General features: G+C 35.8%; 21 protein-coding genes and 1 CRISPR repeat array (1 of these 22 cut by a window edge). Of the genes, 8 read left to right on the top strand and 13 right to left on the bottom strand.

Features of this window, described 5'->3' with window-relative positions:
- Nucleotides 1–1339: a CRISPR direct-repeat array (repeat unit 30 nt; unit sequence GTTAGAATCAGACTATTTTAGGATTGAAAT); it reaches 3924 nt to the left of the window's first position.
- A 395-nt stretch (nucleotides 1340–1734) separates the two neighbouring features.
- The 3 genes from MSWAN_RS07000 (at nucleotide 1735) to MSWAN_RS06990 (ending at nucleotide 4529) form a co-directional block, all read left to right on the top strand.
- Complete coding sequence (locus MSWAN_RS07000; RefSeq protein WP_013825925.1) at nucleotides 1735–2685, top strand: hypothetical protein; 951 nt, start codon at nucleotides 1735–1737, stop codon at nucleotides 2683–2685.
- Nucleotides 2682–3596: an Ig-like domain-containing protein gene (locus MSWAN_RS06995; RefSeq protein WP_013825924.1), complete on the top strand. Its 915-nt coding sequence runs from the start codon at nucleotides 2682–2684 to the stop codon at nucleotides 3594–3596. Before MSWAN_RS07000 ends, MSWAN_RS06995 begins: the two co-directional genes overlap by 4 nt.
- A 585-nt stretch (nucleotides 3597–4181) precedes the next feature.
- Nucleotides 4182–4529 carry a hypothetical protein gene (locus tag MSWAN_RS06990; RefSeq protein ID WP_013825923.1) on the top strand — a complete coding sequence of 116 codons (348 nt, stop codon included), beginning with the start codon at nucleotides 4182–4184 and terminating at the stop codon, nucleotides 4527–4529.
- Nucleotides 4530–4843: 314 nt separating this feature from the next.
- On the opposite strand, the gene MSWAN_RS06985 is transcribed toward MSWAN_RS06990, so the two are convergent.
- From MSWAN_RS06985 to MSWAN_RS06965, 6 genes are all read right to left on the bottom strand, one after another.
- On the bottom strand, nucleotides 4844–5251 hold the full coding sequence (locus MSWAN_RS06985) for an Ig-like domain-containing protein (protein ID WP_013825922.1): 408 nt from the start codon (nucleotides 5249–5251) through the stop codon (nucleotides 4844–4846).
- Nucleotides 5252–5323: 72 nt separating this feature from the next.
- Complete coding sequence (locus MSWAN_RS12485) at nucleotides 5324–5440, bottom strand: zinc-ribbon domain-containing protein (RefSeq protein ID WP_013825921.1); 117 nt, start codon at nucleotides 5438–5440, stop codon at nucleotides 5324–5326.
- A 166-nt stretch (nucleotides 5441–5606) separates the two neighbouring features.
- Complete coding sequence (locus tag MSWAN_RS12300; protein WP_013825920.1) at nucleotides 5607–6362, bottom strand: cupredoxin domain-containing protein; 756 nt, start codon at nucleotides 6360–6362, stop codon at nucleotides 5607–5609.
- 22 nt (nucleotides 6363–6384) lie between these two features.
- Complete coding sequence (locus MSWAN_RS06975; RefSeq protein WP_013825919.1) at nucleotides 6385–6741, bottom strand: hypothetical protein; 357 nt, start codon at nucleotides 6739–6741, stop codon at nucleotides 6385–6387.
- Between the two features lie 283 nt (nucleotides 6742–7024).
- Nucleotides 7025–7381, bottom strand: a complete 357-nt coding sequence (locus tag MSWAN_RS06970) for a VOC family protein (RefSeq protein ID WP_013825918.1) — start codon at nucleotides 7379–7381, stop codon at nucleotides 7025–7027.
- A 425-nt stretch (nucleotides 7382–7806) separates the two neighbouring features.
- Nucleotides 7807–8478, bottom strand: a complete 672-nt coding sequence (locus MSWAN_RS06965) for a GIN domain-containing protein (RefSeq protein WP_013825917.1) — start codon at nucleotides 8476–8478, stop codon at nucleotides 7807–7809.
- Between the two features lie 340 nt (nucleotides 8479–8818).
- Between MSWAN_RS06965 and MSWAN_RS06960 the strand changes: the two genes are divergently transcribed.
- Entirely contained in the window at nucleotides 8819–9589 is a 771-nt protein-coding gene (locus MSWAN_RS06960; protein ID WP_013825916.1) for a carboxymuconolactone decarboxylase family protein, read from the top strand.
- A gap of 95 nt (nucleotides 9590–9684) precedes the next feature.
- Here MSWAN_RS06960 and MSWAN_RS06955 read toward each other — a convergent pair whose 3' ends face one another.
- Nucleotides 9685–10872 carry an AAA family ATPase gene (locus MSWAN_RS06955; RefSeq protein WP_013825915.1) on the bottom strand — a complete coding sequence of 396 codons (1188 nt, stop codon included), beginning with the start codon at nucleotides 10870–10872 and terminating at the stop codon, nucleotides 9685–9687.
- Nucleotides 10873–11160: 288 nt separating this feature from the next.
- Nucleotides 11161–11349, bottom strand: coding sequence for a hypothetical protein (locus tag MSWAN_RS06950; RefSeq protein WP_013825914.1), 189 nt, complete (start codon nucleotides 11347–11349; stop codon nucleotides 11161–11163).
- A gap of 239 nt (nucleotides 11350–11588) precedes the next feature.
- Between MSWAN_RS06950 and MSWAN_RS06945 the strand changes: the two genes are divergently transcribed.
- Both MSWAN_RS06945 and MSWAN_RS06940 read left to right on the top strand, forming a co-directional pair.
- Nucleotides 11589–12917, top strand: coding sequence for an ATP-binding protein (locus MSWAN_RS06945; RefSeq protein ID WP_013825913.1), 1329 nt, complete (start codon nucleotides 11589–11591; stop codon nucleotides 12915–12917).
- A 142-nt stretch (nucleotides 12918–13059) separates the two neighbouring features.
- A complete protein-coding gene (locus MSWAN_RS06940) occupies nucleotides 13060–14082 on the top strand; it encodes an adenylosuccinate synthetase (protein WP_013825912.1) in 1023 nt (340 codons plus the stop codon).
- A gap of 296 nt (nucleotides 14083–14378) precedes the next feature.
- Here MSWAN_RS06940 and MSWAN_RS06935 read toward each other — a convergent pair whose 3' ends face one another.
- Both MSWAN_RS06935 and MSWAN_RS06930 read right to left on the bottom strand, forming a co-directional pair.
- A complete protein-coding gene (locus MSWAN_RS06935; RefSeq protein ID WP_013825911.1) occupies nucleotides 14379–15140 on the bottom strand; it encodes a stage II sporulation protein M in 762 nt (253 codons plus the stop codon).
- Between the two features lie 140 nt (nucleotides 15141–15280).
- Nucleotides 15281–15463 (bottom strand): hypothetical protein, encoded by a 183-nt coding sequence (locus MSWAN_RS06930; protein WP_048187999.1) that lies wholly within the window; start codon nucleotides 15461–15463, stop codon nucleotides 15281–15283.
- 788 nt (nucleotides 15464–16251) lie between these two features.
- Here MSWAN_RS06930 and MSWAN_RS06925 point away from each other — a divergent pair.
- The gene (locus MSWAN_RS06925) at nucleotides 16252–19470 is read left to right on the top strand and encodes an Ig-like domain-containing protein (RefSeq protein ID WP_013825910.1); all 3219 of its coding nucleotides are present in this window, start codon (nucleotides 16252–16254) and stop codon (nucleotides 19468–19470) included.
- Between the two features lie 529 nt (nucleotides 19471–19999).
- Here MSWAN_RS06925 and cobM read toward each other — a convergent pair.
- Nucleotides 20000–20764: a precorrin-4 C(11)-methyltransferase gene (gene cobM / locus MSWAN_RS06920; protein WP_013825909.1), complete on the bottom strand. Its 765-nt coding sequence runs from the start codon at nucleotides 20762–20764 to the stop codon at nucleotides 20000–20002.
- A 128-nt stretch (nucleotides 20765–20892) separates the two neighbouring features.
- Nucleotides 20893–21798: a DUF166 domain-containing protein gene (locus MSWAN_RS06915; RefSeq protein ID WP_013825908.1), complete on the bottom strand. Its 906-nt coding sequence runs from the start codon at nucleotides 21796–21798 to the stop codon at nucleotides 20893–20895.
- A 209-nt stretch (nucleotides 21799–22007) separates the two neighbouring features.
- Here MSWAN_RS06915 and MSWAN_RS06910 point away from each other — a divergent pair, with 209 nt between their 5' ends.
- Complete coding sequence (locus MSWAN_RS06910) at nucleotides 22008–23594, top strand: glycosyltransferase family 39 protein (protein WP_013825907.1); 1587 nt, start codon at nucleotides 22008–22010, stop codon at nucleotides 23592–23594.
- Nucleotides 23595–24201: 607 nt separating this feature from the next.
- Here MSWAN_RS06910 and MSWAN_RS06905 read toward each other — a convergent pair.
- The gene (locus MSWAN_RS06905; protein WP_013825906.1) at nucleotides 24202–25965 is read right to left on the bottom strand and encodes an Ig-like domain-containing protein; all 1764 of its coding nucleotides are present in this window, start codon (nucleotides 25963–25965) and stop codon (nucleotides 24202–24204) included.
- Between the last annotated feature and the right edge of the window lie 502 nt (nucleotides 25966–26467).

Raw genomic sequence — 26467 nt, 5'->3', positions numbered from 1 at the left:
GGATTGAAATCACAGCACGTCACCCGTTAAGAGCGTTGTAACTTTGTTAGAATCAGACTATTTTAGGATTGAAATTGTTGATCTTAGGTAGCATAGCTTATATAGATTTTGGTTAGAATCAGACTATTTTAGGATTGAAATGAAGAAAAAGAAGAATTAAAGGGGAATGGTAAAAAAGTTAGAATCAGACTATTTTAGGATTGAAATTGAGGGGGTAGGGTGTCCAATCATGTCCCATGGCGGGTTAGAATCAGACTATTTTAGGATTGAAATTCTAATTTGTCTATCTGTTTACTAATTTCCCTTTCAGTTAGAATCAGACTATTTTAGGATTGAAATTACTCATCGGTTTGGAAGCAGTCTTTCAACGTTTTAAGTTAGAATCAGACTATTTTAGGATTGAAATCTAGTTATACTAGAATTTATCGTTCCCGTATAAGTGTAGTTAGAATCAGACTATTTTAGGATTGAAATTTTGACTTTTGGAGTAGGGGAGTATGAATCCAAAATTGTTAGAATCAGACTATTTTAGGATTGAAATATTCCTACTAAGCATCTCGATCCATTTTCATTTTGAGTTAGAATCAGACTATTTTAGGATTGAAATAAGATTGGAGATATAGATGTGTATGGAAGAAAAGGAGTTAGAATCAGACTATTTTAGGATTGAAATTGGTATAAGTTAAACATGGATAACCATAAAGAGTTAGTTAGAATCAGACTATTTTAGGATTGAAATATTGCAACACTATCAGGTAACACACCATGATCATGAGTTAGAATCAGACTATTTTAGGATTGAAATAAGAAAGTAAATTTGGTACAGATGTAAATTATGAACTGTTAGAATCAGACTATTTTAGGATTGAAATAAGGCTCTTGAATATGAAGAAAGAGGTTTGAAACCTGTTAGAATCAGACTATTTTAGGATTGAAATAGCATCCACACCGTAATATCTGGATGTCCACAAATGCGTTAGAATCAGACTATTTTAGGATTGAAATATGCACCATCAATCACGCCATCCGTTAAGGGTGGTAAGTTAGAATCAGACTATTTTAGGATTGAAATTGGCTACTTCTATGAACCCATCTCCAGTTCCTAAAAGGTTAGAATCAGACTATTTTAGGATTGAAATATATAAAATTAAATTGATATTGCTGTATGCAGGTGTTGTTAGAATCAGACTATTTTAGGATTGAAATATATTTATAAATGCATCTAATTTATGTCTTATACCAGTTAGAATCAGACTATTTTAGGATTGAAATGTGACTGATAAACTATTCATAGAATCAGATCACACAAGTTAGAATCAGACTATTTTAGGATTGAAATTTTAAATATTACAAAAATAAACATAAAGATTAAACATATAATACTATTTGCTTCAATAATATGGTTTAATTATTACATTATTACATTATATGTGAACAGTGATGTAACATTTTCCTGAAATTTTAAACAGTTTACTAGTTTTATAGCTCTTATTTTTTGATTTAATCTTCTATTTGAATTTTAATAATCCATATAACTCTTCCGATTTGTTTATAATAGTAAATAATATATTAATGTTCCAGAAATCATAAACTAGTAAACATTAAATTAATAAAGTTAAATTGGAGGTATTCATTCATTTAGAAGGAATGAAATTTCAAATTGTGGATCTCAATTGATGAAAATGCTGAGATATGCAGGGCAATATAATAATTGAATTAGGGGAGGGGAGGTTATTGAACCATAAATTAATTTTCATAAGCATATCACTTATTATTTTTTATTTAGCATTTTTAGGGAGTGCTGCTGCTGCAGACAATATTTCAGATAATTCTACTCCTGATTTAAGTACAAATTTAACTATTTCTTCTTTAAATTCTTCTGTAGATAGTAACTACAGTACATATGAAAATTCTTGCAGTACTAATTTTACAACAGTTAAATCGCCATCAGCTGTTAACGAAACTGGATGTTGTTCTGTTCTATTGCATGTTAAAGATGGTGTTGATGTTTTTGCATATAGACGAGATTCAACATATGCAGCCGATCTCTACATGGTAGAAGTAAACTGGTATGGAAAAAAAGCAATTAAAGAGTACAAAACAGTTAATGGATACTTCTTTCATACCATAATCACAAGTAAGGGGTGGATCGTTTCAGCAGGAGGTCCAGATGTTGTCTGGATAAATAAAAACCTGGAAAGCATTGCAGGATCTATGTCCCTGGAAGGAAAGATAACTAAAACCCGTATGGACCAAGTTTCTAACCTCATAAAGAAAATGGGAATGGGACATTTCCTTATTAAAGATCCTAAGGGCAATGTGGGAATTGTTACTTACAATTCTGGATTACTAAAACTTAAAATATTTAAAATGAAAGATGGCAGTTATGTAAGCGTGCCTAACAGTCCCAAATTTTACAGAGAAGGAAGTTTTACATCCGATTCAGTATCCGCGGCCATATACCTGGCAGGTACTGACAGATGGGGTGTTAACAGGCGCAACATAATTACCTACCAAGTAGAAAACCTCATGGGTTCAAGTAAAATTAAAATATGGGCATCCTTTGATGGTGGAAAATTAATTGGAACAAGTAGAGGAAACCCGGATAATATAATCTTTATGGGGCATAAAATATCAGCAAAATCACTACCAAAAATCCATCAAAAAAGTATATTGGAAGCGTGACATTTAGCACTGCACCTACTGTGAAATCTGTGGATCCTGCAAATAATGCTGTGAACGTTGCACTGGATAAGGTGATTAAAGTCACATTCAGTGAATCAATCAAAGCAGGTACTGGTTGGATCGAGCTTGTAACTAGTAATGGTACGGTTGTGCCTAGTAGCTGGTCCATCAGCGGTAATATTTTGACTGTAACTCTTAACAGTACTTTAACTAAAGGAGTTAACTATCTTCTGCTTATCCACACAGGCAGTGTTACTGATCTGGAGGGTAATAAGGTTGCAGGTTACGTTTCTCGTTTCACTGGTGATGTTGTTGCACCTGCTGTGAAATCTGTGGATCCTGCAAACAACGCAGTGAATGTTGCACATGATAAGGTGATTAAAGTCACATTCAGTGAATCTATCAAAGCTGGTAATGGTTGGATAGAACTTGTAACTAGTAATGGTACGGCTGTGCCAAGTAATTGGTCTATAAGCGGTAATGTGTTAACCATAACACTCAACAGTACCCTAAGCAAGGGAGTTAACTATCTTTTGCTTGTCCACACAGGCAGTGTCACTGATCTAGCAGGTAACAGTGCAAAAGGTTATGTGTCTCGCTTCACTGCGGACACTATTGCACCTACTGTGAAATCTGTGGATCCTGGAAACAACAATATAAACGTTGCAAGTAAAGTCACATTCAGTGAATCTATCAAAGCAGGTACTGGTTGGATAGAACTTGTGAACAGTAATGGTACGCTTGTACCGAGTACATGGTCTATCAATGGTAATGTGTTGACTGTAACCCCGACCGGTGTTTTGAGTAAGGGAGTTGAGTACACTTTGCTTATTCATACAGGTAGCGTGGCTGATCTAGCGGGTAACAACGTATCCGGTTATGTTTCCCGTTTTATTACAAGCACAGCGTAAAAAAAATCCTTAAACACTTTTTTTATTTTTTAGAATATTCTAAATTTTTTTATCAACTTTTTTGAGTTTTTAATATTACTTAAACAATTTATTCATAAGATGGTTTATTTTTAAATTTTAGATAATACTTTTTAGATAAATTATACATAAAAAAAATAGATATTCTAGACCTTAATACTTGACTACTATATTAGTACTGGAAAAATTGTTAGAATCAGACTATTTTAGGATTGAAATGGTTGTGCAAAGCTAAGAACTAGTGTTGAAATACCTGTTAGCATCAGACTCTTTAATATTGAAATTTGCCAAGAAGCAGAGGTTTAAAAGCGTAAGATTTAAGCATATTAAATGTAATACGAGAATGTAACAAGAACGAAGGGTGAAGAATTAAGTTATATCTGTGGATCTAAAATGCAAATTCAACAAGCAAAGAATCTAGTGAATGATACTAGTGTGGTAAACAAAGCACATAAATCAGATAATATTGATTAAAAAAGGTTAATTTCCCTTTATTTTTGTTATAAGTGGATATTACAAGTTTAAAGGTGTAAAAAATGAAAAGGAATATATTAATATTCAGCGTTAATGATAGCTGGACTACTTCTAATGGGTCCTGTATCAGCGGCCAAAGTGGTTGATAAGAATACACATACAGTTTACAGCACAAACTTCCATTGTTATGGAACTATGTCATTTACTACAACCCAATACAATACAAAATACATCCAAACAGCCATTACTGTAAAATATAAAAATGGAAAATCTGGTAGAATGACAATAGATTTAAGAAAGATTTCAACTAACAAAATTCAGATTGTAACAACTGCTAAGGCCCCATGGGGAAATTATAAATCATTTAATGTAGTCAAAACTAAGTGGAGTGTCTCAAAACTTTACATGACGTCATTTAGATACATGTTAAGGAACATATGATCTTATTTCCTTATTTTTATTTTAAAGCTCGATATTGCCTACAATAACCTTCTAAATATCCTTTATTAAGCTTGTTTGGTAATTATTAGTTATTTGATTCTTCTTTTTGTGGATATCAACTCTTTTAATATTTCATGCTGTTTTCAAGGCCATTCGTGTCAAAACAGCCTTTTGGCAGAATTTTCATAAAACCTGGAACTATGTATAGTTTTCAATGAGGATCCTGCGTTTTTTAGGGAGAAATTAAAAGGAAAAAACAGGGGGAACTTGTTTGGTTTGGGTATAACCTGCAATGCAATTCTTGTTCTGTTAACTTAAAAGGTAGCATTATAGGTTAAATTCATCGCAGCTTGTTCCCCACTGTTTGATTCAGTTCTAGTGTAATATAATATTGCAGTTTGAGAGGGTGATTTATTTGGAGCTTTAGCTACAACGGTGATTAAAGTTTCACCAAAGGGAAGCTTAGTTACAGTGTAATTAAATTTACCATTTTGATTGGCTGTTATATTCCCAGAATTAATTTGTGAACCATTTACATATACTGCGACTGTGGCGTTAGGGTCAGTTACTCCAAAAAGAGTCAATTTATCGAATGGTAGATCATTATCAGTAGTATTATTAGATGGATTAGAAATTTCCAATTTGGTAGCGTCTGCAATTGTGATTCCCACTGCCACGATTAATATTATTCCAATTATACATATAGCAAAAAATATTGACAAAACTTTTCCAGTTGTTGTTTGCCTCCTCCACCAACCAACCTTTTTAGTTTCAGTTGAATCGTTTAATTTAATTTAATTTAAACCTACAACCTCTTTAGAAATATTCTTTCTATTGTTTAATTTTTCCCCACATTCCTGACAAAATTCTGCACTATCAGGATTCTCCATTCCACATTCAGAACATTTCATCCAATCCCCCAAAGTTATGTCATTTTAAACAATAATATATTATTTTCGATCTACAATCAAACAGAAAGACTTTTAAACAAAAACGAGTTTTTAGTGATATTATCACAAACGGGACGCAGTAAAAAGGGATGGTGTAAATTTCCTATTCAAAATGGGTTTCATAATTTTATTCACCAGGTGACATGGGGAGTAGTACAGTCCCTTTCATAGATGGATCTATTGAATCATGATATGGATACGCTTTAACGTCCCTAAAATAATGACTGTAACTCTGTCCGGGGGTTATGTTACCACTATCAAATAATCCGTAATCACTTACAACACGATGTATTTTGGTATCGTTGTTTATCCAAGTAACTGTACTAGGAGATATTAAAGTAGAATTTGGGCTAAATCCTGAGCTTTGAATAATGATAATATCCGGATTTCCAAAGGGCATAAAAATTAATCCTACAAAAATAAATGACATCATACCAACAAATAAAATTGATATTAATACGTTCTTTAATATGTTCTTTTTACTTTCTGAAATATTTGATAATATTTTATATTTTATTTCTAATATTTTTCTGTTAACTTCATCTGCTATTTTTCCAAGAAAACCACCAATACCTGCCATCACGCAAAAAGATATAAACATAACTACAACGTCGTTATATCCTATGTACTCTTTTAATCCTAAGATCAGTGTTATAAATGAGATTATAATCCCTACGCAAATACTGTATATTATTTTTTTGTCGTTAGTGTCGGTAAAATACGTAGCTGTGAATCCTCCAAATATAATTGCAACAGGAATTAAAATTAAAATCCCTGCATTTCCACCAAGCGGTAATGTGGGAATTCCAAAGACTTGAAGGAATACTATAGTTGTAATCACTCCGAAAGGTATAGAAATAATTGGATGTAATTGTAGCCCCATAATTACTCCTCGTTATTTCGTATTATTTAATTTTTGATTTAAACAATTTAGGTTCAAAAAATTTCTTATAAACTATTTCAAATTCGGCTATCAAGACTTCATTAAGTCTTTCCTGTCTGATCATATCATTTGGCCATTCTATATCTAAATATTGGAACTTTAATCGGATTATTACTGTTGAATCAAAGTTATAAGTTAAATTCCATGTAATGGATATTTGAGGACGTGCTAACCCATAATATTCGCCCATAAATTTTGTTAATTTTGCAAATTCTATTTCTGTTACTTTACCATCTTCCACAAACGTCACTAAGAAGTTTGAGGCTGTTGGATCCTTCCCACCCTCTGGTTCTTTTAATATGCCCAAATATTTTAACATGAATACTCTCCGCACTTAATTTATTATTATCATATATATACGTCTATCTATTTTTTAGCTATTTTCATTGTAAAACAAGATATAATACCGTTAAAAGTTAACAGTCTAGCTTATCTCCCCATAAAAAAGGTAACTCAAACCATACTGTTTGAGGGAATGGCCATCATTCGTGCCAAGGTGTTATGTAATAGAAGAAGGTGAATGTGCAAAAAAAAGGTAGTGGGAAAAATAAGTGGGAAAAAAGATGCTTAGAAATTGGATACTGGAAAAGAATATCCTTTTTTTAGTGTTGGATGAGTTCGATCTCAACACCGTTAGGATCTTTTAAAAAGGCGATTTTAGCCCCATCACCAACTTCGATGGGTCCTCGGGTGAATTTAGCCCCCTTGGATAATAACTCTTTTGCAGTGGTTTCCATGTCAGAAACTTCCATTCCAACCATGAATATGCCCTGTTTTTCGGGTTCTTCCACATTTTCTATGAGTTCTATCATGGCATCTCCCTCATTCCTTAAAAATGTGATATTCAATCCCTGATGGGGATTTATTTTACCATCCACTTTAAAGCCCAAAACTTCCGAGTAAAATTCTATTGATTCATCCATATCTTTAACTGCAATGGTTGCGTATTTAACTTTCATATAATATTCCTCCGATATTTACTTTATAACATGATAATTGGTCTTATTCAGTATGATAAAATTTTTCCATGGTTTTTTTCGCTTGAAATAATAACAGAAAGAATATTAATTACTACGAACTTAGTACTATATGGACCACAAATTTCTTGGGCATCATTTTACCTCCTTATTGGGTGCCCAAGATATTCTGTGTACTAAAAATAACTACTAATGAACCAACTTATTTTATAAAATCATTAAATTACAAACTCTTGAGACCAGTGTTTAACATTTAACGTAAGTAAATAAGAGATGGGTCAGATGAATCGTTTTTATATGAATATTGGTTGTGCAGCTTCAATTGAATCAATGTTCTGTGTCAGTTTTAAATTTTTTCATTTTGAGTCATTAACCCATCTGTAGTCTTTATTCAACTTAGTCACTATTTAACTGGTCTTTGTCACAGTACCCATACCATTAACTTGCTGGGTCACCTGAGGATTGCCGAGATAAGATATCGAACCTCCCCCGTTTACAACTGCTTTGAGTGTCTGTACAGCATTTACAATTGCTGAACCCTCTCCGTTAATGGTCACGGTGGCAGTCTGGCTCTGCAGATCACGGGCGTTGATTTGCCCGCCTCCGTTGACAGTTGCAACATGATCTTTGGCTGTACCTGCAAGGCTTATTTTACCCGCATCAACTGTGGTTATGAGTTTGTTGGTGTTAAGGCTGGTCACCTGGGCTTCACCATTTCCATGGAGAGTAATGGTATCCAGATTTTTAAGGGTTAAGCGATACTTCACAGCCCCATTGCTGACAGAGTTAAGGTTGCTAATTGACAGTGCATTTCCAGATACCTGAGTGGTGATTTTGGACATCATACTACTATCAGCTTCCACAGTAAGTGAGTCCTGGTCGCCCTGCTGGATAATTAAAGTACCCGGACCATTCAAAACAACGTTACTAACTCCCTGAACATCTGTCTGATTTGCAGTCCCATTCCCTGTTTGATTTCCCGTCTGATTTCCTGACCCACTCCATGGATTAACACATCCTGATGCTGCCACTACAAAACATAACAACATCCCTAACATGATGTAATCTATTTTTTTCATGGATTACCTCCCCTAATTTCAATGATTTTTTTAGTTTTTGTGAATAAGAATTTCCTCCCCAAATTCAGGGTACCAACATCCGTGTATGGTGATAAAAATGCCGTTAAACAGTTGAAAATTTGAATTGTTAATAATGGAATAACTAACTATGATTAATTATTATTTTTTAGGCATATATTTTTAGGCATATGATTATTTCAAGTTAGGATTGAAACAGTACAAAACTGGGTTTGAAATTAATTCAGTGAAACGCAACGTTACAAACAATATTAAATAAGTTATTTTTTTTACAGAAATTTTTTTATATTTCAAAGTATTACATTTTAGTGGAGATGGTAATGTGGAGGAAGATAGGTACACTAAAGGGTTGAGAAAATTAAAAGAAGTTGACGATGAAGCAGGTTTTGCTATTATTGAAAATTTGAAGGATATTGCCCCAGATTTAGGTAAATATATTATTGAATTCGCTTTTGGTGATATTTACCCTCGAAAAGGCACCGATCTTAGACAGAAGGAAGTAGCAGTTGTTGCAGCTTTAACAGCCATGGGAAATGCCACTCCTCAGTTGAAGCTTCATATTAAATCAGCACTGAATGTTGGTTGTTCTCCAGAGGAACTTGTGGAAGTCATAATGCAAATGGCTGTATACAGCGGGTTTCCAAGTGCCCTCAACGGAATGAACATTCTAAAAGAGGTTTTAAATGAGAAAACTCTAAATGTTAAACAGATAGAAGAAATCACCAAAAGAGATAGGTTCGTTAAAGGTGCAGAATGGCTCTCAAAACTTGATAAAAACCAAATCACTGTTTTAAAAGAGAATTTTAAAGATATATCCCTGGATATGGTTGAATTTACCGTTGCTTTTGGCTACGGGGATATATTCTCCCGGGAAAATCTTGACCCTCAGATGAGACAAATCGCAACCATAGCTGCACTTACAGCAATTGGAACAGCTCAACCTCAGCTTTTATTCCATATTAAAGCCGGGCTTAATATAGGTTTGAGTAAAGAAGAAATAAAAGAAACCATCATTCTCATGACTGTGTATGCAGGTTTTCCAGCGGCTTTAAATGGTATAACTGCAGCTAAAGAAGTTTTTGATGAACTTTAATTTTAGCTTCCACGGGGTTTCCCATTTTTGCAGACGAAGACTATAGTAATGTACATTTAAAGCTAAAACTGGAGTTAATTGTAGAGACGATCCTTTTAGGGTGGGTAAAATCCGTCATTTTCTTTTCTGTATTTGAGCCATGCAGACAGCATGTGGTCGTCGATTTTATACTTTCTGTCAGAATGCGTTATGATGCCCTTATTTTTAAGTATACTGAGATACTTTGCCAGGGTTCTATCGGAAAAATCCACTTTGTCCACTAAATTACCCCATGTTAAAGGTCCATTATCAATAACTACAGTTATTATACATTTTTCACGTTTAGAGAGGGTGGCCCACTGGAAGATCCATTTTATGGCAATCTGATCGATCTTCTGATAAAACTCTTCAACAACTCTATCGTTATCATAAACAATATTTGTGGACATGGTGTTACAGAAACTGTTTATATAAGATGGATATCCCCGTGTGCACTTGTAGAATCTTTCTAAACCATCATCAGTAAATTTTATTTCAGGAACTTTTTCTTTAAGGTATCCTTCAGTTTCATCTCTTGAGAAATTGTCAACGTTGAACTGAATCATCCTACCCCCAAATGCTCCGTTGATTCCATTAATTTTCCCGACAATATCACTTGATGAGGATGTAGAACCTGTAAAAATGTAGCTCACATTATCCTGGTCCTGTGTGTAACTTCTGAACATCCAGAAAAAAGCTTCTGGAGAATTTATTTCACCTATAAGTTGGAATTCATCAATTACAATTACAAAACCATTAATTTTTCCTTCTGAAGATTCCACCACTTTTTGAGGGTATTCCATGACGAATTTACTGAGCTTTTCATAATTATCGGTAACGTCCGGAATTGGTATGCCTAAAATACTGCCTGCTTCTTTGAAATCATAATTTTTCCTTCTAATTCTTCTTAAAATATCCTTACCTGCATTATAAACTTTTAATGAAATATCTGATTCTTCTCCAATTGCTTTATTCATTTCTTCAAGAAGATTGTCCATTATTGATTCTTCGGTGAGAACACCTTTGTGTATTCCATATATTTTAGATATGTCCACATAAGCGGTTAAAATATTAGAAGGAAGTTCCTGAACCAATTTTTTTAAAAGAAATGATTTTCCAATACCTCTATGGCCTGTAATGATGATTTGGTTGGCTACATTCTGATTAAGTGTACTCAGTAAGGACTTGAGATTTATCAATTCTTTTTCCCGGTTGTAGAAGTATCTGTCCAGATCTGAAGGAATACCCAATGGCAAACTTGGCATTTTATCACCTATACTATACTTAGGTATAGTTGTTATTTAACTTTACTTGCTTGCTGTACTTTACTTGGGTATAGCTGTTATTTGACTTTACTTGTTTTATTGTACTTTACTTGGGTATAGTTGTTATTTGACTTTACTTGTTTTATTGTACTTTACTTGGGTATAGTTGTTATTTGACTTTACTTGTTTTATTGTACTTTACTTGGGTATAGTTGTTATTTGACTTTACTTGTTTACTGTACTTTACTTGGTCGGTCAAGATTCTATCTAAAACAAAAAAAGATTAATTTAAAGTTCAACCTTCAACCCAACATCGTAACGGCTTCCGCATTCGGGGCATATATAAATTACCCTGTACTTCGAACTGTCATCATCTTTTAGAAATGAGGCATGAAATCCTCGATTGAATCCACAGACCGTGCATTTTCTAAACTCTTCTTCCACCTTGATCTTTTTGATTTCATCTGATTTTTCCATTGTTTACACCATTTTCAATTTTATATTAACTTTTTATTATTCTTTACTATTTTGTCCTGTTTATCTGGATTTTCTGGAAAGATCGTACTGTATCAGCAGATTTTATGACAAACAAATCCATTATACTTAAACTGGATAGTAAAAACTATTTTATAGGATTAATATACCCTTGGACTGTGACCTAAATTTATGCGTATAAAAATTCATGAATAATGTTTAAATCAGGCAAGTGATTTTCAATGGACTATTACCACGACGAAAAAATGCAGAAATTATTCAAACTTCTTGAACAACCTAAATCCCTTAAAGATATGGATGTATCCGACTCATTTATAAAAAATCTGGTTTTAAAGATAGTATCAACCTATGGGTCCATCAAGGTAAGCCAGATAAATGAAATAACCGGTTTAAACGTTGACATCCTTGAGGAAGTCCTCAGGGCTCTGGAAAAACAGGATTTATGTGCCCAGACAGGAGGGGGCTTCCTTTTCCCCAGCGTTGAATACACCATAAAAAAACAGGGCCGTGAAAAGGCGCTTCAGGTCATACAGGAAAACCCCTATATTGGAATGGCTCCTGTAAGCTATGAAGAGTATTTTGAGATAATGGAAGTACAGCTCAAGGGCAGATTTCCCCTGGAAATCCCTCCTGAAGTGGTTGAGAAGGCATTAAAAGGTGTTGTGGGTGTTGAGGATGCTAAAAAGACTCTGGTAGCATCTGCAATAGGTGGAAAAGGATTTTTCATATACGGACCTCCTGGAACCGGTAAAACATTTCTCACAAGCAAGATGTCAGATTTGCTACCTCCTCTATTGATTCCAAAGTACATAGAGTTCAGCGAAAGTGTTATACAACTTTTTGATCCTGACTTTCATAAAATGCGCCCTGAACAGCCTGAAGATCCCAGATGGGTTAAGGTTTATGCCCCATTTGTTTTCACAGGTTCGGAACTTTCAACAGAAAAACTCGAAACCAACTACAACCCGAACAAGGGTGTTTATGAGACTTCCCCAATTATAAAGGCAAACGGAGGAGTACTGCTTCTGGACGACCTTGGAAGGCAGAAAGAAGACCATAATGCAATTTTAAACAGGTTAATTGTTCCCCTTGAGAACAAAAAAGATGTGATATACGTTAAGGGTGCACCTGCAATGGTCCACACCCACTTCATACCTGCATTTTCAACCAACCTGGAAATAACCATAATTGATGAGGCACACCTTCGAAGGGCGCCCATGCACATTCTGCTCGGACCTCCACATCCCGATGAGATAGTTGAGGTTTTCCGGGAAAATCTAGACACCCTGCGCGAAAAGTACGATGATAAAATTTTGGAAAGGTTTAAAAAGGTTTATATTCCTCTGGTTCAAGGTGGGGAACAGCTCAAACCAACCTTTGCCCATGCAAGGGATGTTGCTCAGATAGCACAGGCAGTGAGGATAAGGCGGGGCGAAGAACAGATTACAGAGGATATTCTGGAAGAAGCATTGGATGAACACGTTTTAATAGCTCTGCAGAGGAAGTACACTCCAGAGCTCTTTGAGAGGATCATCAACAAAAAACATTAACTAAATTAACCATATTTCTATTTAGATCCGAAATTTCAGATCTTCTTTTATGGATGAGAAAGGTTTTTATTCAAGTCCTCACAATATAAAAGAGGTTAGAAATATGGCATTATAATGAATGGATTTATAAGGAGAATTTCACATGACATGTAACGTATTAGTTGGCGGAGAATGGGGAGATGAAGGTAAAGGTAAATGTATCACCTACCTCTGTTCCAACGATAAACCTGATATCATAGCAAGAGCGGGCGTAGGCCCAAATGCAGGGCATTCAGTAGAGTTCAACGGCGAAAAATATGGATTAAGATTAATTCCATCAGGATTTGTGCACACAGGAGCAAGGCTACTTGTGGGAGCCGGTGTTCTGGTAAACCCTGAGGTCTTCCTCTACGAACTCAGCTACCTCAAAAAATACAAAGTTGCAGAAAGGACATTTGCAGATTACAGATGTGCAATCATAGAACAGAAGCACATGGATCAGGACAGGTCTTCTGATTATCTTTCAAAGAACATAGGAACCACAGGAAGCGGATGCGGACCAGCAAATGCGGAAAGAGTTATGAGGACTGCAAAACTTGCAGGCCAGGTTGAGGAGATGAACGGCCACACAACAGACGTCCCAACCGAGATCAACCAGGCACTTGACGAGGGTGAAGATGTTTTCATAGAAGGATCCCAGGGATTCGGATTATCCCTCTACTACGGAACCTACCCCTACGTTACAAGCAAGGACACCACAGCAAGCACCGCAGCAGCAGATGTTGGTGTGGGACCAACAAGGGTTGATGAAGTTATAAACGTATTTAAAGCATACATAACCCGTGTAGGTGCAGGACCTTTCAAAACAGAGATAAGTCAGGAAGAAGCAGAGGAAATGAACATAGAAGAGTACGGAACTGTCACAGGAAGAAGGCGAAGGGTGGGTATCTTCGACATGGAAATGGCCAAAGAATCCTGCATGATAAACGGTGCAACCCAGATAGCCCTGACATGCGTTGACAGGTTATATCCGCAGTCTGAACGTGTAGATGATTACTCCAAGCTTTCATCTGAAGTTAAAAAGTTCATAGATGAAATTGAAACAGAGGTAAAAGTTCCTGTAACCATAATATCCACAGGACCGGACCTCAAGGATACAATTGACCTAAGAGAAGAACTGCTCTAGGGAAAATTCATTCTTTGTATTTTTTAAGTTTTATTTTAGTTTTAAAACTTTATTTTAAATTTTTATTAGTCTTTTTTAAATTATTTTTTAAGTTTTGATGGTACTGTTTATTATCTAAAAAAAATTAATCTAAGCTTCCCTCAATTTAACAAGGTTAAGCATCATGTTTATTTAAATATTTAACGGATTTTCTCTTTTTTGTTCCAGAAAATAATCATTATAAAAGCCAATGCAGATAAAACAATTATCACACTATCTATTAAAATGTCTGATGTTTTAGATGATAATATTGTTTTTCATAAACCTACTCCTAATAAGTATTTTCCTAATAAGTATATGGGGAATAATGTTTCTAGGAGTGCTGCAATGAGTAATAGGATTATTACTTTGGGCATGGTGTTTTTAAGTTCGTATACTACTGCGTCCTTTATTTCTATTAATGAATTTTTCACACCAATACTCTTAATGGATATAACAGATTTAACTGTTTTTGAAACTATTTTAAATCCTGCTATGAGGGATAATGCTGTTGCAAAAAGTTCAACATATATGTGGGGCTGTAATAAGAAGTATAACAGACCATTAACCCCATAATAATTTACTACACCGGTTATATCATAAGACCGGTATATAGTGTGGCTGAGTATGAAGTAAGGGGCAAGTATTGTTGGACTTAATAAAATTGCTAATAAATTACCTAATACGTTACCAAGGAATATTGAGATAGAACTCGTCAGAAAATCTGTTAGATTATATGCATGTGAAATGTTTGTGACTTGTTCTGGATGTGTATAACCCCAAATAACAGATACTATGCATAAACCAATTACTGTAATTAATATAGAACTGTTAAACAATAATTTTTTCCTTTTTTCAACAAATTCAGAAATTATATTCAAACAGATACCAAGCATCAAAAAAACTGAGTTCAAATAAAACATATAAACTTTAACTGGATATAAAAACCAGAACAAAGATTCAAAAAAACCAGTAAGACCTGCAAAAACAGTCAACAAAACAGTTACCAGCACCGCCCCAATCTTTGTATATCTTTTCATGTTTAAAACCTGCAAAGGAATTTAACTGAAATTTAAATAAATGAGTGGAAATGTCTATTTATTTTTCTCTGTTAACTATTTTTATTTAAATATTTGACGGATTTTCTCTTTTTGTTCCAAAAAATAATCATTATAAAATGTTAATATGGGGGTATATTACCAAGTCCACCTCCTTGTCCTGTGAAAGTTAATGATAGAAACATATTGTTTGCAATATGTCCTCCAATCGCTGTTTTTCTCCCAATACCACTATGCCCAATTATTCCCCCAATAAGTATACTAACTATTGCATATACAGTCGAAAAAAAAAACATCTGAACCATAATACCCCGAAATGAACACAAGCAAAGATTATTGAGGTTGTAATTAAAGGTATTATTGGCGTTTTAGACAGTAAACCTAAAATACACAAATATGCACCAGATTCAACTGAAAGAACCACTATTATAACTGTATTTTTAGCAGGGCTCATAACAACACCGGTTTAAAGCTCAAAAACAGCCCTAAAAAAGTTTTCAGAAACCTAAAAAATCTAAGACCCTAAACTTTTTTCATGGTTGTATTAAAAATAGTATGATTGATAAGCAGTCCATTGCTTATAACTTTGGTCTTTTGAGAGGGAATCCCTTTTCCTCCTCACTTTAAAACAAATAATACTCTATTTTTAACTTAAAGAGATTTATATAAAATTTTTTATGAGTATTTTTTTATTAAAAGGAGATGTTCACTTTTATAACTCGCTTTTTTTGAAGTCATATTTAGTTCTAGGGCTTTTATTGGCGTTTTTTGATTTAAAATTAGAGTAATTAATGTTAAATGGAATCTGGTATTTATATATTATTTTTTATGATTGAATAGTAAGTTTTATGGGGTTTTGTGATATCACCTTAATTAGGACTTAAAATATTATTTTAAGGGTGATATTAGTAGAATTCAACATTAAAAACAGTATTTTCCAAATTCTTTCACTAAGTATTTTGTTTTATTTTGTGGAGTTTAAGTGAATTTGCAACAGTTTTCCAGAAGTTTTCATTTTATTTTCACCCATTTTTCTGGTATTTAATTTCCAAAAAAAATAATTATCAATTATAAAAGGAGGTGAAAAAGGCTTATGAAAACAAGTAATCACTTAAAAATTCCGTTGTTACTTTTAGGTCTCATGATTTTCATCAGTTTCGGATTAAGCACTGTAAGTGCTGCTACTCCAGGTGATAATTCAACCATGTATGTCAGTACAACTGGTAATGATAGTTGGGATGGACAATCAACAACCTATAATAGTACAACGGGAAGTGGACCAAAAGCAACAATAAAAAACGCAACAACAATAGTTGCAGAAAACGGAACAATATACATAGCAAATGGAACCTACTATGAATCCGGAATAAACATCAACAAAAACATGAACATTATAGGTGAAAGCCAAAGTGGGACCATAATAAACGGACAAAAATCTGGAAACAGCATATTCCTAATAGTATCAGGAGTAACAGTCACCGTAACCAACCTAACACTAACAAATGGAACCACAACTAATGTTGGTGGAGCCATCTACAACGGTGGAACACTAACAATAACCAACAGCACACTCACAAACAACACCGCAACCTCAGGTGGTGGGGTTGGTGGGGCCATCTACAACGATAACACATTAAACATAACCAACAGTACATTCACAGGCAACACCGCATGGGATGGTGGAGCTATCTACAACTATGGTGGTAGTTTGACCATTGAGAATAGTACATTCACAAACAACACCGCAGACACTGGTGGAGCCATCAGTAGCTATGAAGGAACTTTAAATGTGGGGAATAGTACATTCACAGGCAATAACGCAACCATTAATGGTAGAGCCATCTTCGGTGGGGCCATCTACAACATACTTTCAACTGCGTCTGTTTCGTTTTGTCAGATCATAGACAATGGGGCAAACGAGATCTACAACGATCAAGGAAGTGTGACTGCCAAGTATAATTGGTGGGCCAACAATGATCCTTCAACTTACGTTAACAGTGGTGTGGATGTTTCTCCTTGGTTAGTTTTAACTGTTACAAGTGATAACTCCACAATACTTGTTGGGGGTAACTCTACTGTAACTGCTGACTTACAACACGACTCAACGGGAACATACCATGACCCAGCAAAAGAAGGTCATGTGCCTGATGGAACTTTGATAACCTTTAACCTATCAAATACCAGGTTAGGCAGTTTAAACACAATATCAACCACACTAACAAACGGCACAGCTACAACAATGTTCACAGCAACAAGTACAGGTACAGAGAATGTTACAGCAACAGTTGACAATCAACTTGAATCAACATCAGTGACCGTGGAATCATTGATAGCATACGTCAGCACCAATGGAAATGACAATTACGATGGACTATCACCTGTATGGAACGGTACAAGCGGACCTAAAGCCACAATAACCGGCGCTATAAATATATTAGCACCAAACGGAACAGTATACATAACAAATGGAACCTACAATGAATCCAACATTATCATTGACAAAAATATGAACATTATAGGTGAAAGCCAAAGTGGGACCATAATAAACGGACAAAAAACCGGAAACAGCATATTCACAATAGCATCAGGAGTAACAGTCACCATAACCAACCTAACACTAACAAACGGAACCGCAGAGGAATATGGTGGAGCCATCCGCAACTTTGGCAATTTGACTGTAAATAACAGTACATTCACAAACAACAACGCAGATAATTGTGGTGGAGCCATATACAATGAAGGTAATTTAACTGTGGGGAATAGTACATTCACCGGCAACACCGCAAATCAATATGGTGGTGGAGCCATCGCCAACTTTAGAACTTTAACTGTGGGGAACAGTACATTCACAAACAATTCAATTGATGGATCTAATGTGAGTGGTGGGGCCATCCGCAACTTTTTTGGAACTTTAACTGTGGGGAACAGTACATTTACAGGCAACACCGCACATAATGGTGGAGCAATCTACAATTGTGGGGGTAGTTCGACTGTGGGGAACAGTACATTTACAGGCAACACCGCATATGTTGGTGGAGCCATCGCCAACTGGTATACTGATGTGTCTGTTTCGTTTTGTCGGATTTTAGACAATGGGGCAAACGAGATCTACAACGATGCTGGAAGTGTGACTGCTAGGTATAATTGGTGGGGATCAAACGATGACCCCTCAAGCAAGGTTAGCGATGGTGTGGATGTTTCTCCTTGGTTAGTTTTAACTGTTACAAGTGATAACTCCACAATACTTGTTGGGGGTAACTCTACTGTAACTGTTGACTTACAACACGACTCAACAGAAACATACCATGACCCTATAAAAGAAGGGCATGTACCTGATGGAACCACCGTAATATTTAACCTGTCAGATACCAGTTTAGGTAGTTTAAGCACAATATCAACCACATTAACAAACGGCACAGCCACAACACTGTTCACATCAACTAACAGTGGTAGTGAAAATGTTATAGCAACAGTTGACAATCAACTACTTTCAACATTAATCACTATCAATAAATTGAACACTACATTAATTGTGGGTAATGTGACGGGTAGTAATGGACAAAATGTTAATTTAACAGCCACTCTTAAAGACGAAAATGGAAATCCTTTAACGGGTAAAACTGTTACTTTCACAGTAAATGGGAAAGATTATACTGCGGTTACTGATAGTAATGGAGTTGCTACACTAGGTTACACACTATCAGAAGCAGGAACTTATACCATAACTGCAAACTTTGGAAATGATACAAGTTATGGAAACAGCACTGGAAACGCAACATTAACAATTAATCCGGCATCATACCTGTACCTGAACACTACAACATCCAACAAGAACCCCACTGTGGGTGACACATTCATTATAACCTACAAATTAGGTAACAATGGACCGGATAATGCAACCAATGTTACAATGTCTTTCCAGATACCATCTGGTTTGGAATTTGTAACTGCAAGTGTTGATAACGGAACATGGACCTACAACGCTGCCAATCGGACAATAACCTGGACATTATCTAATGTAGCTGTGGGAGATCCTTACTTATACCTCACAGTCAAGGCATCAGGAAGTGGAAGTTACATAATCACACCAACAATAACCTCAGAAACCTTTAATCAGAACACAAACCCACTAACACCATTTACAGTCAACGTACAAGCACAAAACAACAATAATTCCAATGGAAACAACACTAACACAGTAAACGCAGCAACACAAACAATCAGCATGCAACATACAGGCGTACCACTAGCAGGATTAGCCTTAGCAATCCTAACCATATTCAGTGGAATGTTACCAAGAAGAAAACAATAAAAACATTTTAACCTTTTTTATTTTTTTTAAAACACTGCAAAATATATTGTTAAAAAAAGGATTTTAAAAAACTTTAAAGTAAAATAAACACATTCTATTTCTCCTTCAAATAGTCAGTTTCATAGTTTTATCTCAACATCTTTTTTCCACACTTAGAAATTTTTGTGAAAGAGTCCATGAAAAATAAAAGTTATACTGTCAGATCAAAAAAATGAGGGTTTTTAATTATCTAAAAAGAATCTGTGAATTATCTAAAAAAAATTCGATCTAAGATTTTAACTTAAAATTCTTTAAAATAACAGGAAATTAACTTTTATTAATAAGATGGATTAACTTTCTAATTTTAATAAATTCAAATAACAAGAGATAAACATTTTTTTTTAAATTCAAAATAACAAAGAATAAACTTCTTTTTTTCAAAAATTCTAAAATTTTAAAAAATATAAAAATATAAAAATATAAAAAAAATATCCTATGCTTAAAATTCAAAATCCTGATTTATTTGATATAGTTCCGGGCAGATCTTCAATTAATCTGTACCCTTCCTGTACTCATGTGTGAAGCCGGAATCATAAAGCTTTGATGGCGTGATGTGAGATGTACCAAGCACATTACCAACAACGATTATTGCAGTTTTTTCTATTCCAGATTCTTTGACTCTGGATGCAATGTTTTCAAGAGTACCCTTCACAACCTTTTCATCGGGCCAGGAAGCCTTCTGAACAACTGCAACAGGGGTTTTTGGGGGGTAGTGTGTTTTCAGATCCTCTGCAACTTCTTTGATCATGTGAACCCCTAGGAAGATGCACATGGTTGCGTTATGCTCTGCAAGCTTTGAAATAGCCTCAGATGATGGTTTTGGTGTTCTTCCCTCAGGACGGGTTATTATAACTGTTTGGGATACCTCAGGAAGTGTTAACTCTGCTTCAAGTGCCGCAGCAGTTGCAAAAAGTGAGCTAACTCCCGGAATTATCTCAAAGGGTATTTCCATCTTTTTGAGCCGTTCTATCTGTTCTCCGATAGCTCCGTAGATAGATGGGTCGCCTGTGTGAACCCTTGCCACAACTCTGCCCTTTTCTGTTTCTCTGCGCATCAGTTCAACGATCTCATCCAGGTTCATGGACGCACTATTGTAGATATCTGCTTCGGCCTTTGCACAGCCTAAAACATCCCTATTTACAAGAGATCCTGCATATATGATAACATCAGCATTTTTCAGCACTTTAGATGCTTTGATGGTTAAAAGTTCAGGGTCTCCAGGACCCCCTCCTATGAATACTACTTTTCCTTTCATTGTTTTTCACAGCCATTTTTCAGCATATTGATACGTTAATGTAAACTTTCAGACTTGGATTTATGTTATTTTGTTTATAAATAGATTGTAAAGATCTTGCAAGAAGTTTAAGAGTTGTTTCTTGTGATCTATTTATTTAAAGGTATTTCTTCATCTACAATTTCAATAGCACCGTAAGGACATTCTCGAACGCAGATTTCACAGCATCCGCAGGAAGCCGGGTCTATAACTACTTTTCCATTGTCTTTTAGTATGATGGTGTCGTCACCTATCTTAACGTTTGGACATACATCTATGCAGTTGTGGTCGCATTCAGTATCTCCCATACAGCTTTCTTCATCGACAACTGCAGAGGCCTCTGCAAATCCCAGACTCTCCTTTACGGCTTCTTTTATTTTATAACCTGCAAGGTGCAGTATTGTGTCGCCAATCATGGGGTCTGTTTTCATGGATGCAAGGCAGGGATAATTATGGATCTTGTTTCCTGCTTCCATTTCAGCGTCTTCAACATTCAAACCTTCAAGGTTTTCTGCCACGTACCCTGCTGCACCGCATGGAGCGTCCCTTAAAATTTTTACACTCTTTATGCGTTCGTCTGAATCAATTTCTACCTCGGGTTTTCCGAAATATTTGACAAACTCATCTATAACCTCATCCCCTGTGGGTTTAAGGGAACAGAATGGTTTTGGGAACACAATGGTAACATCTCCAGCAGCTTCCTCTATCTCCCTTTGAAGACCAGGTGGAATCTGTGCAGGGTCATGTATAGGAACAATTATGGATTTTGCACCGGTTTTACGGGCTATGGCTGGTATTACCATGTTTATGTCCCCGTAAAGGTCCAGTGATAAGATGAGGTCGCATTCAGGCAGTTCTTTTGGGATGTACTCTTCAAAATCGTCTATGAATTCGGGGAGGTCATCTGGAAATTCATGCAGTCCAATTATGGAGGATCCAAGGCCCTTATTTGCAATATTATTTATGATCCTCGATCCGTATTCTCCGCAACTCAGTATAAATATTCTGATTTTCATTTCAATACCTGCTTGATTTTACATGAATCTGCTTCTATATTAAGTTCCATACAATTAAAGTTTTTATATAAAATTTTTCAATTTTTTTTGAGAGTAACAATATTTTTATACTGTTAAAATGTAGAATAAGTTTATATACGAATTTTACATCCAGATACAGATCATTGATATAAAACAGTTTTTTACAATTTTACAGGTATGGTTCTTCTATGACATTCGATTATAAACAGTTTAAAAAATTTTTATGGATTATCCCCGCTGTGGTGGCGTTTTTAATAGCGTTGATCCCGACTTTAAAGTATGGATGGCCCTTAACAACCGATATATTTTATCAAGTACATGTTGCACAGGTTTACGGCCAGTACGGGCTGACATTAATAGATCCACTTATGGACCCTGGTTTAGGGCGTAAAATTGGTTATCCTCCACTTTTCAGTTTGATGCTCCTTTTCCTGGCATCCACGCTGAAACTTAACTACTTCACAGTTGCACGCGCATTACAGCCCATATTTGCATTTTTAACCGTTTTAACAGTTACTTATGCTGGTAAAAAGTTCTACGGTGAAGTTGCAGGGATATCAGCAGGATTCCTGTTAATATCAAGTTTCCTTTTCAGCAGGCTGATGTCCCCTTTACCAGAGACACTGGCGTTGATATTTGTGACGCTGGCAGTTTACCTTTTCTACAGGTCAGCTGTGGATAAAAAATATTTATACGCTGTAATTTCAGGATTTCTGTTTATACTGGTGGTTTTAACACATCAATCAGCACCAGTATGTCTATTTGCAATTTTAACTGCATGTACATTGGTTGTAGGAATTTTAAAAAGGGATACCTCCTTTTTCAAAAGCTACGCTGTTTTTCTCGCGACCAACATCGTAGGTGCCCTGATTGTTGCCCTTGCACTCTTCCTGATTGCACCAAATATCATGCACGCAGTTCTGGCAAAGGGTGTTCTTGCAGCAACCGGATACCACACATCCCTACCTACAAACGACCCAATAAGCAACCTGAAGTACATTGCATACCTGGGCATCCTCCTATTGTTTGTGGTTATAGGCGGATTTGTTTCATATAAAAAGAGGAGAACCGCAGATATATTTATCATAACCTGGGCTGTGGTTATGCTCATCGCAAGTAAAGCTTACTGGTTTGGGGTTAATGTTACTTCCATCAGACTTCTTGTCTATCTATTACTGCCCCTTTCCATTTTGGGAGGTTCTGGTTTAAGCTACCTGTACAATGAGTACAAGAAAAAGGAATTCACATCAAAATCCATCAGATCTGCATTTTTGATCTCAGTGTTTGTGATTTCATCCCTCTATGGAATTACAACTGTTCAAGACCCGAACTTCAATGTGATTCCAAAGTACGATGTGTACGCATACCAGAACATGAGCATAATGAATCCTCAGATTGCTCCGCCTACAACTTCGGATGTGGGCCTTGCAGACTGGTTCAGCAAAAATGCAAACAGTAGCTACGGTGTTGTATCAAACAACCAGAACACCAACCAGTTCCTGGTTTCAACAACAGGACAAACTGTATTCAATCATTACACCATAGGAAAAATGCCTAATAATGCAAGTTTGATTAAGTACAACATCAGATACCTGGTTTTTGATAAGAGGCTCACATTCAGCGGCGATAAATCTCAAAATAAGACATTAACACGTGGTATGTACACGTTTGTTAACAACGCAACCTACGGTACAGATAAATGGGTCTTACCTTACATGAAACTGGTTTATGAAAATACGGACTATAATGTATATGAGATCACGATAAACAGTTGATGTTTTTGGTTGGCCCCTGATAAATGGATTCAGGGGTCTTTTTCATGGCCCCTAGTTGATTGGTTTGGTGTCTGATGCATACGTCATGGGATTATTTTGGATGCAGTTGATTTGGATTGGTTTGATACTTTGATACATGTACCTCATGACACGTACCTAGTGGCTTGCCATGGCTTCAGTTGATTGAATACGTCAGATGCTTCTGATTGGGAAAATCAGACATATTTCTTTGGTCTCATTTCTCAGATATCAATATCCTTTTTTTAACCACCTCTTTTTTTTACGACTCTAAAATTTCGTTTATTTCCAATTCATTTAATTACGTTTTATTTAAATCAGATTCATTACATAAAACGTCTTCAAAAATTCCATAGCATATGCTCCGGCTAAACTAAAATTCTAAAATAAAAAATCTAAATGTAGAATAAAAATCTTTAAAACTAAAACCTAATTAAAAAAATCTAATTATCTAATTTTAAATCTTAATTGAAAAAAAGTCTATTAGTTGAGGTCTATTAGTTGAGGACAAAATCTAATTTTAAATTCTATCTAAAAACAATCTATCTACAAAATATATCTAAAAATAAAAAAGAAAGGAAAATAGGGTTTATATTTTTGATTCATTGTATATGCTGTTTATTATGGCGTTCATATCTCCAGAGTAGATGTAGTTGTACCCATTGCTTAACATGTACTGATCTGGATGTGCCAATCCTGTAAAGCTCGCAGGATCGAAATCATCATCGTGTGCTCTAACTAACCATGCTAATCCAGTTATATCAACAGAAGTAGGAGCCCAAAATACTGTAAATACTTTCCTGCTTCCTTTTATACCTTTATACCAGGTCGTGTTCATCTCATAGATTGTCCCTGCACACGCACCTCCACATATATCCACTACCAGTGCATTTTGTGGTACTTGCGCACTTTCCAGCACTTCGATGTGTTTATTTGGACCTAAACCACAATTCTCTGCATAAACTCCCAACGTAGCTAATCCATCAATTATCTGATTTATACGAGCGTTGTCTGTTGTAGTGTTGATTATGTTATCACTGATAATGTAAACTGGCCTGCACCATGAGTTCATGTAGGTTGTGAATCTGGTTACGTATCCTGCTACGTTGTTACCTGCCAGGTCTGTTATGCTGCCTGTGTGTATGAGTACAGTGTACGGGGTTGCGTTGGTCAGGTTGCTGGTGGGTGTTATGGTTAGTGTGTTGCCGCTGATTGATATTTTGATATCTATCGATGTTCCGTTACTGCTTATGAGTTCTATCCAACTGGTACCGGCCTTTATTGCTTCGCTGAATGTGACTGTAATTACCTTGGTTATTGCAATGTTTGTAGCGCTGTTTGCAGGGTTTGAACTTTTTACTGTGGGTGCTGTGCCGTCTGTTGTGAATCTGGTTACGTATCCTGCTACGTTGTTACCTGCCAGGTCTGTTATGCTGCCTGTGTGTATGAGTACTGTGTATTTGGTTGCTTTGGTCAGGTTGTTGGTTGGTGTTATGGTTAGTGTGCTGCCGTTGATTGATGTGGTGATTGGTATTGCTTTGCCGTTACTGTTTGTGACTTCTATCCAACTGGTACCAGCTTTTATCGGTTCGCTGAATGTGACTGTAATTACCTTGGTTATTGCAATGTTTGTAGCGCTGTTTTTAGGATCTGCAGTTTTTACTGTGGGTGCTGTGCCGTCTGTTGTGAATCTGGTTACGTATCCTGCTACGTTGTTACCTGCCAGGTCTGTTATGCTGCCTGTGTGTATGAGTACTGTGTATTTGGTTGCTTTGGTCAGGTTGTTGGTTGGTGTTATGGTTAGTGTGCTGCCGTTGATTGATGTGGTGATTGGTATTGCTTTGCCGTTACTGTTTGTGACTTCTATCCAGTTGTTCCCGGTTTTTATTGCTTCGCTGAAGGTGATTTTGATCACCTTAGTTATTGCGATGTTCACGGCGCTGTTTGCAGGGTCTGCAGTTTTTACTGTGGGTACTGTGCTGTCTGTTGTGAAACGGCTTACATAAGGAGACACGCTATTATTGTCCATGTCTGTTATGCTGCCTGTGTGTATGAGTACTGTGTATTTGGTTGCTTTGGTTAGATTGTTGGTTGGTGTTATGGTTAGTGTGCTGCCGTTGATTGATGTGGTGATTGGTATTGCTTTGCCGTTACTGTTTGTGACTTCTATCCAATTGCTACCGGCCTTTATCGGTTCGCTGAAAGTGACGTTTATCACCTTGTCTACCCCAACGTTAACAGCGTTATTGGATGGATTCACTGCAGTAACATGAGGAGTAACAGTTGTGTTTAATCCAGTGGCTGATACGCAGCTTAAAGAGAGAATTGACACTCCAAATAGAAGAAATATCATCGTAAACATTCTCTTGATTGTATTACCTCCTTGTCTTTTTGCCCTAAATTAGAGCCATAGGACATTAAACAATATATTAAGCTAACCCTAACTTTCCATATAAATGTTTTCATTTTTTTTACAAAAAAAGGCCCTCATAGTGCTGTATTTTAAATTTAAGACCGATTATGAAGTTTTCAAATTCACTAAATCTGTATAAAACTCATCCAATCCATTTTTTGATGAAAGAGCTCATTTAAAACTGTACTTACTCAAAAAAAAGTCCATTTAATATTTTTATGGGGATATGCTGGAGGTTGTATCGTTAAACTGGAATCGTTGAAGTTTTCGATGGGTGAACACAGATTTTTAAGTAATCAAAAATGATTATAAATGAATATTTAATTATGTAACTCCAATTTAAAGTAATATCCACCATTTTTTCATCTACAATCTGGTTATTGTATTAAACTCAAAAATGGGGTTATGTGAGTTTCTTAGGAAAACCAACAATCTATGGAAA

The organism is Methanobacterium paludis, assembly GCF_000214725.1.
Classification (GTDB): Archaea; Methanobacteriota; Methanobacteria; order Methanobacteriales; family Methanobacteriaceae; genus Methanobacterium_C; species Methanobacterium_C paludis.
The sequence above is the reverse complement of the archived record's forward strand: the minus strand, read 5'-3'. Positions and strand labels throughout refer to the sequence as shown.

Bases quoted from the DNA above. Each gene is read 5' to 3' on its own strand.
- MSWAN_RS06990 (WP_013825923.1), top strand. From the start codon at position 4,182: ATGATAGCTGGACTACTTCTAATGGGTCCTGTATCAGCGGCCAAAGTG.
- MSWAN_RS12485 (WP_013825921.1), bottom strand. From the start codon at position 5,440: ATGAAATGTTCTGAATGTGGAATGGAGAATCCTGATAGTGCAGAATTT.
- MSWAN_RS12300 (WP_013825920.1), bottom strand. From the start codon at position 6,362: ATGGGGCTACAATTACATCCAATTATTTCTATACCTTTCGGAGTGATT.
- MSWAN_RS06975 (WP_013825919.1), bottom strand. From the start codon at position 6,741: ATGTTAAAATATTTGGGCATATTAAAAGAACCAGAGGGTGGGAAGGAT.
- MSWAN_RS06970 (WP_013825918.1), bottom strand. From the start codon at position 7,381: ATGAAAGTTAAATACGCAACCATTGCAGTTAAAGATATGGATGAATCA.
- MSWAN_RS06965 (WP_013825917.1), bottom strand. From the start codon at position 8,478: ATGAAAAAAATAGATTACATCATGTTAGGGATGTTGTTATGTTTTGTA.
- MSWAN_RS06955 (WP_013825915.1), bottom strand. From the start codon at position 10,872: ATGCCAAGTTTGCCATTGGGTATTCCTTCAGATCTGGACAGATACTTC.
- MSWAN_RS06950 (WP_013825914.1), bottom strand. From the start codon at position 11,349: ATGGAAAAATCAGATGAAATCAAAAAGATCAAGGTGGAAGAAGAGTTT.
- MSWAN_RS06945 (WP_013825913.1), top strand. From the start codon at position 11,589: ATGGACTATTACCACGACGAAAAAATGCAGAAATTATTCAAACTTCTT.
- MSWAN_RS06940 (WP_013825912.1), top strand. From the start codon at position 13,060: ATGACATGTAACGTATTAGTTGGCGGAGAATGGGGAGATGAAGGTAAA.
- MSWAN_RS06935 (WP_013825911.1), bottom strand. From the start codon at position 15,140: ATGAAAAGATATACAAAGATTGGGGCGGTGCTGGTAACTGTTTTGTTG.
- MSWAN_RS06930 (WP_048187999.1), bottom strand. From the start codon at position 15,463: ATGGTTCAGATGTTTTTTTTTTCGACTGTATATGCAATAGTTAGTATA.
- MSWAN_RS06925 (WP_013825910.1), top strand. From the start codon at position 16,252: ATGAAAACAAGTAATCACTTAAAAATTCCGTTGTTACTTTTAGGTCTC.
- cobM (WP_013825909.1), bottom strand. From the start codon at position 20,764: ATGAAAGGAAAAGTAGTATTCATAGGAGGGGGTCCTGGAGACCCTGAA.
- MSWAN_RS06915 (WP_013825908.1), bottom strand. From the start codon at position 21,798: ATGAAAATCAGAATATTTATACTGAGTTGCGGAGAATACGGATCGAGG.
- MSWAN_RS06910 (WP_013825907.1), top strand. From the start codon at position 22,008: ATGACATTCGATTATAAACAGTTTAAAAAATTTTTATGGATTATCCCC.
- MSWAN_RS06905 (WP_013825906.1), bottom strand. From the start codon at position 25,965: ATGATATTTCTTCTATTTGGAGTGTCAATTCTCTCTTTAAGCTGCGTA.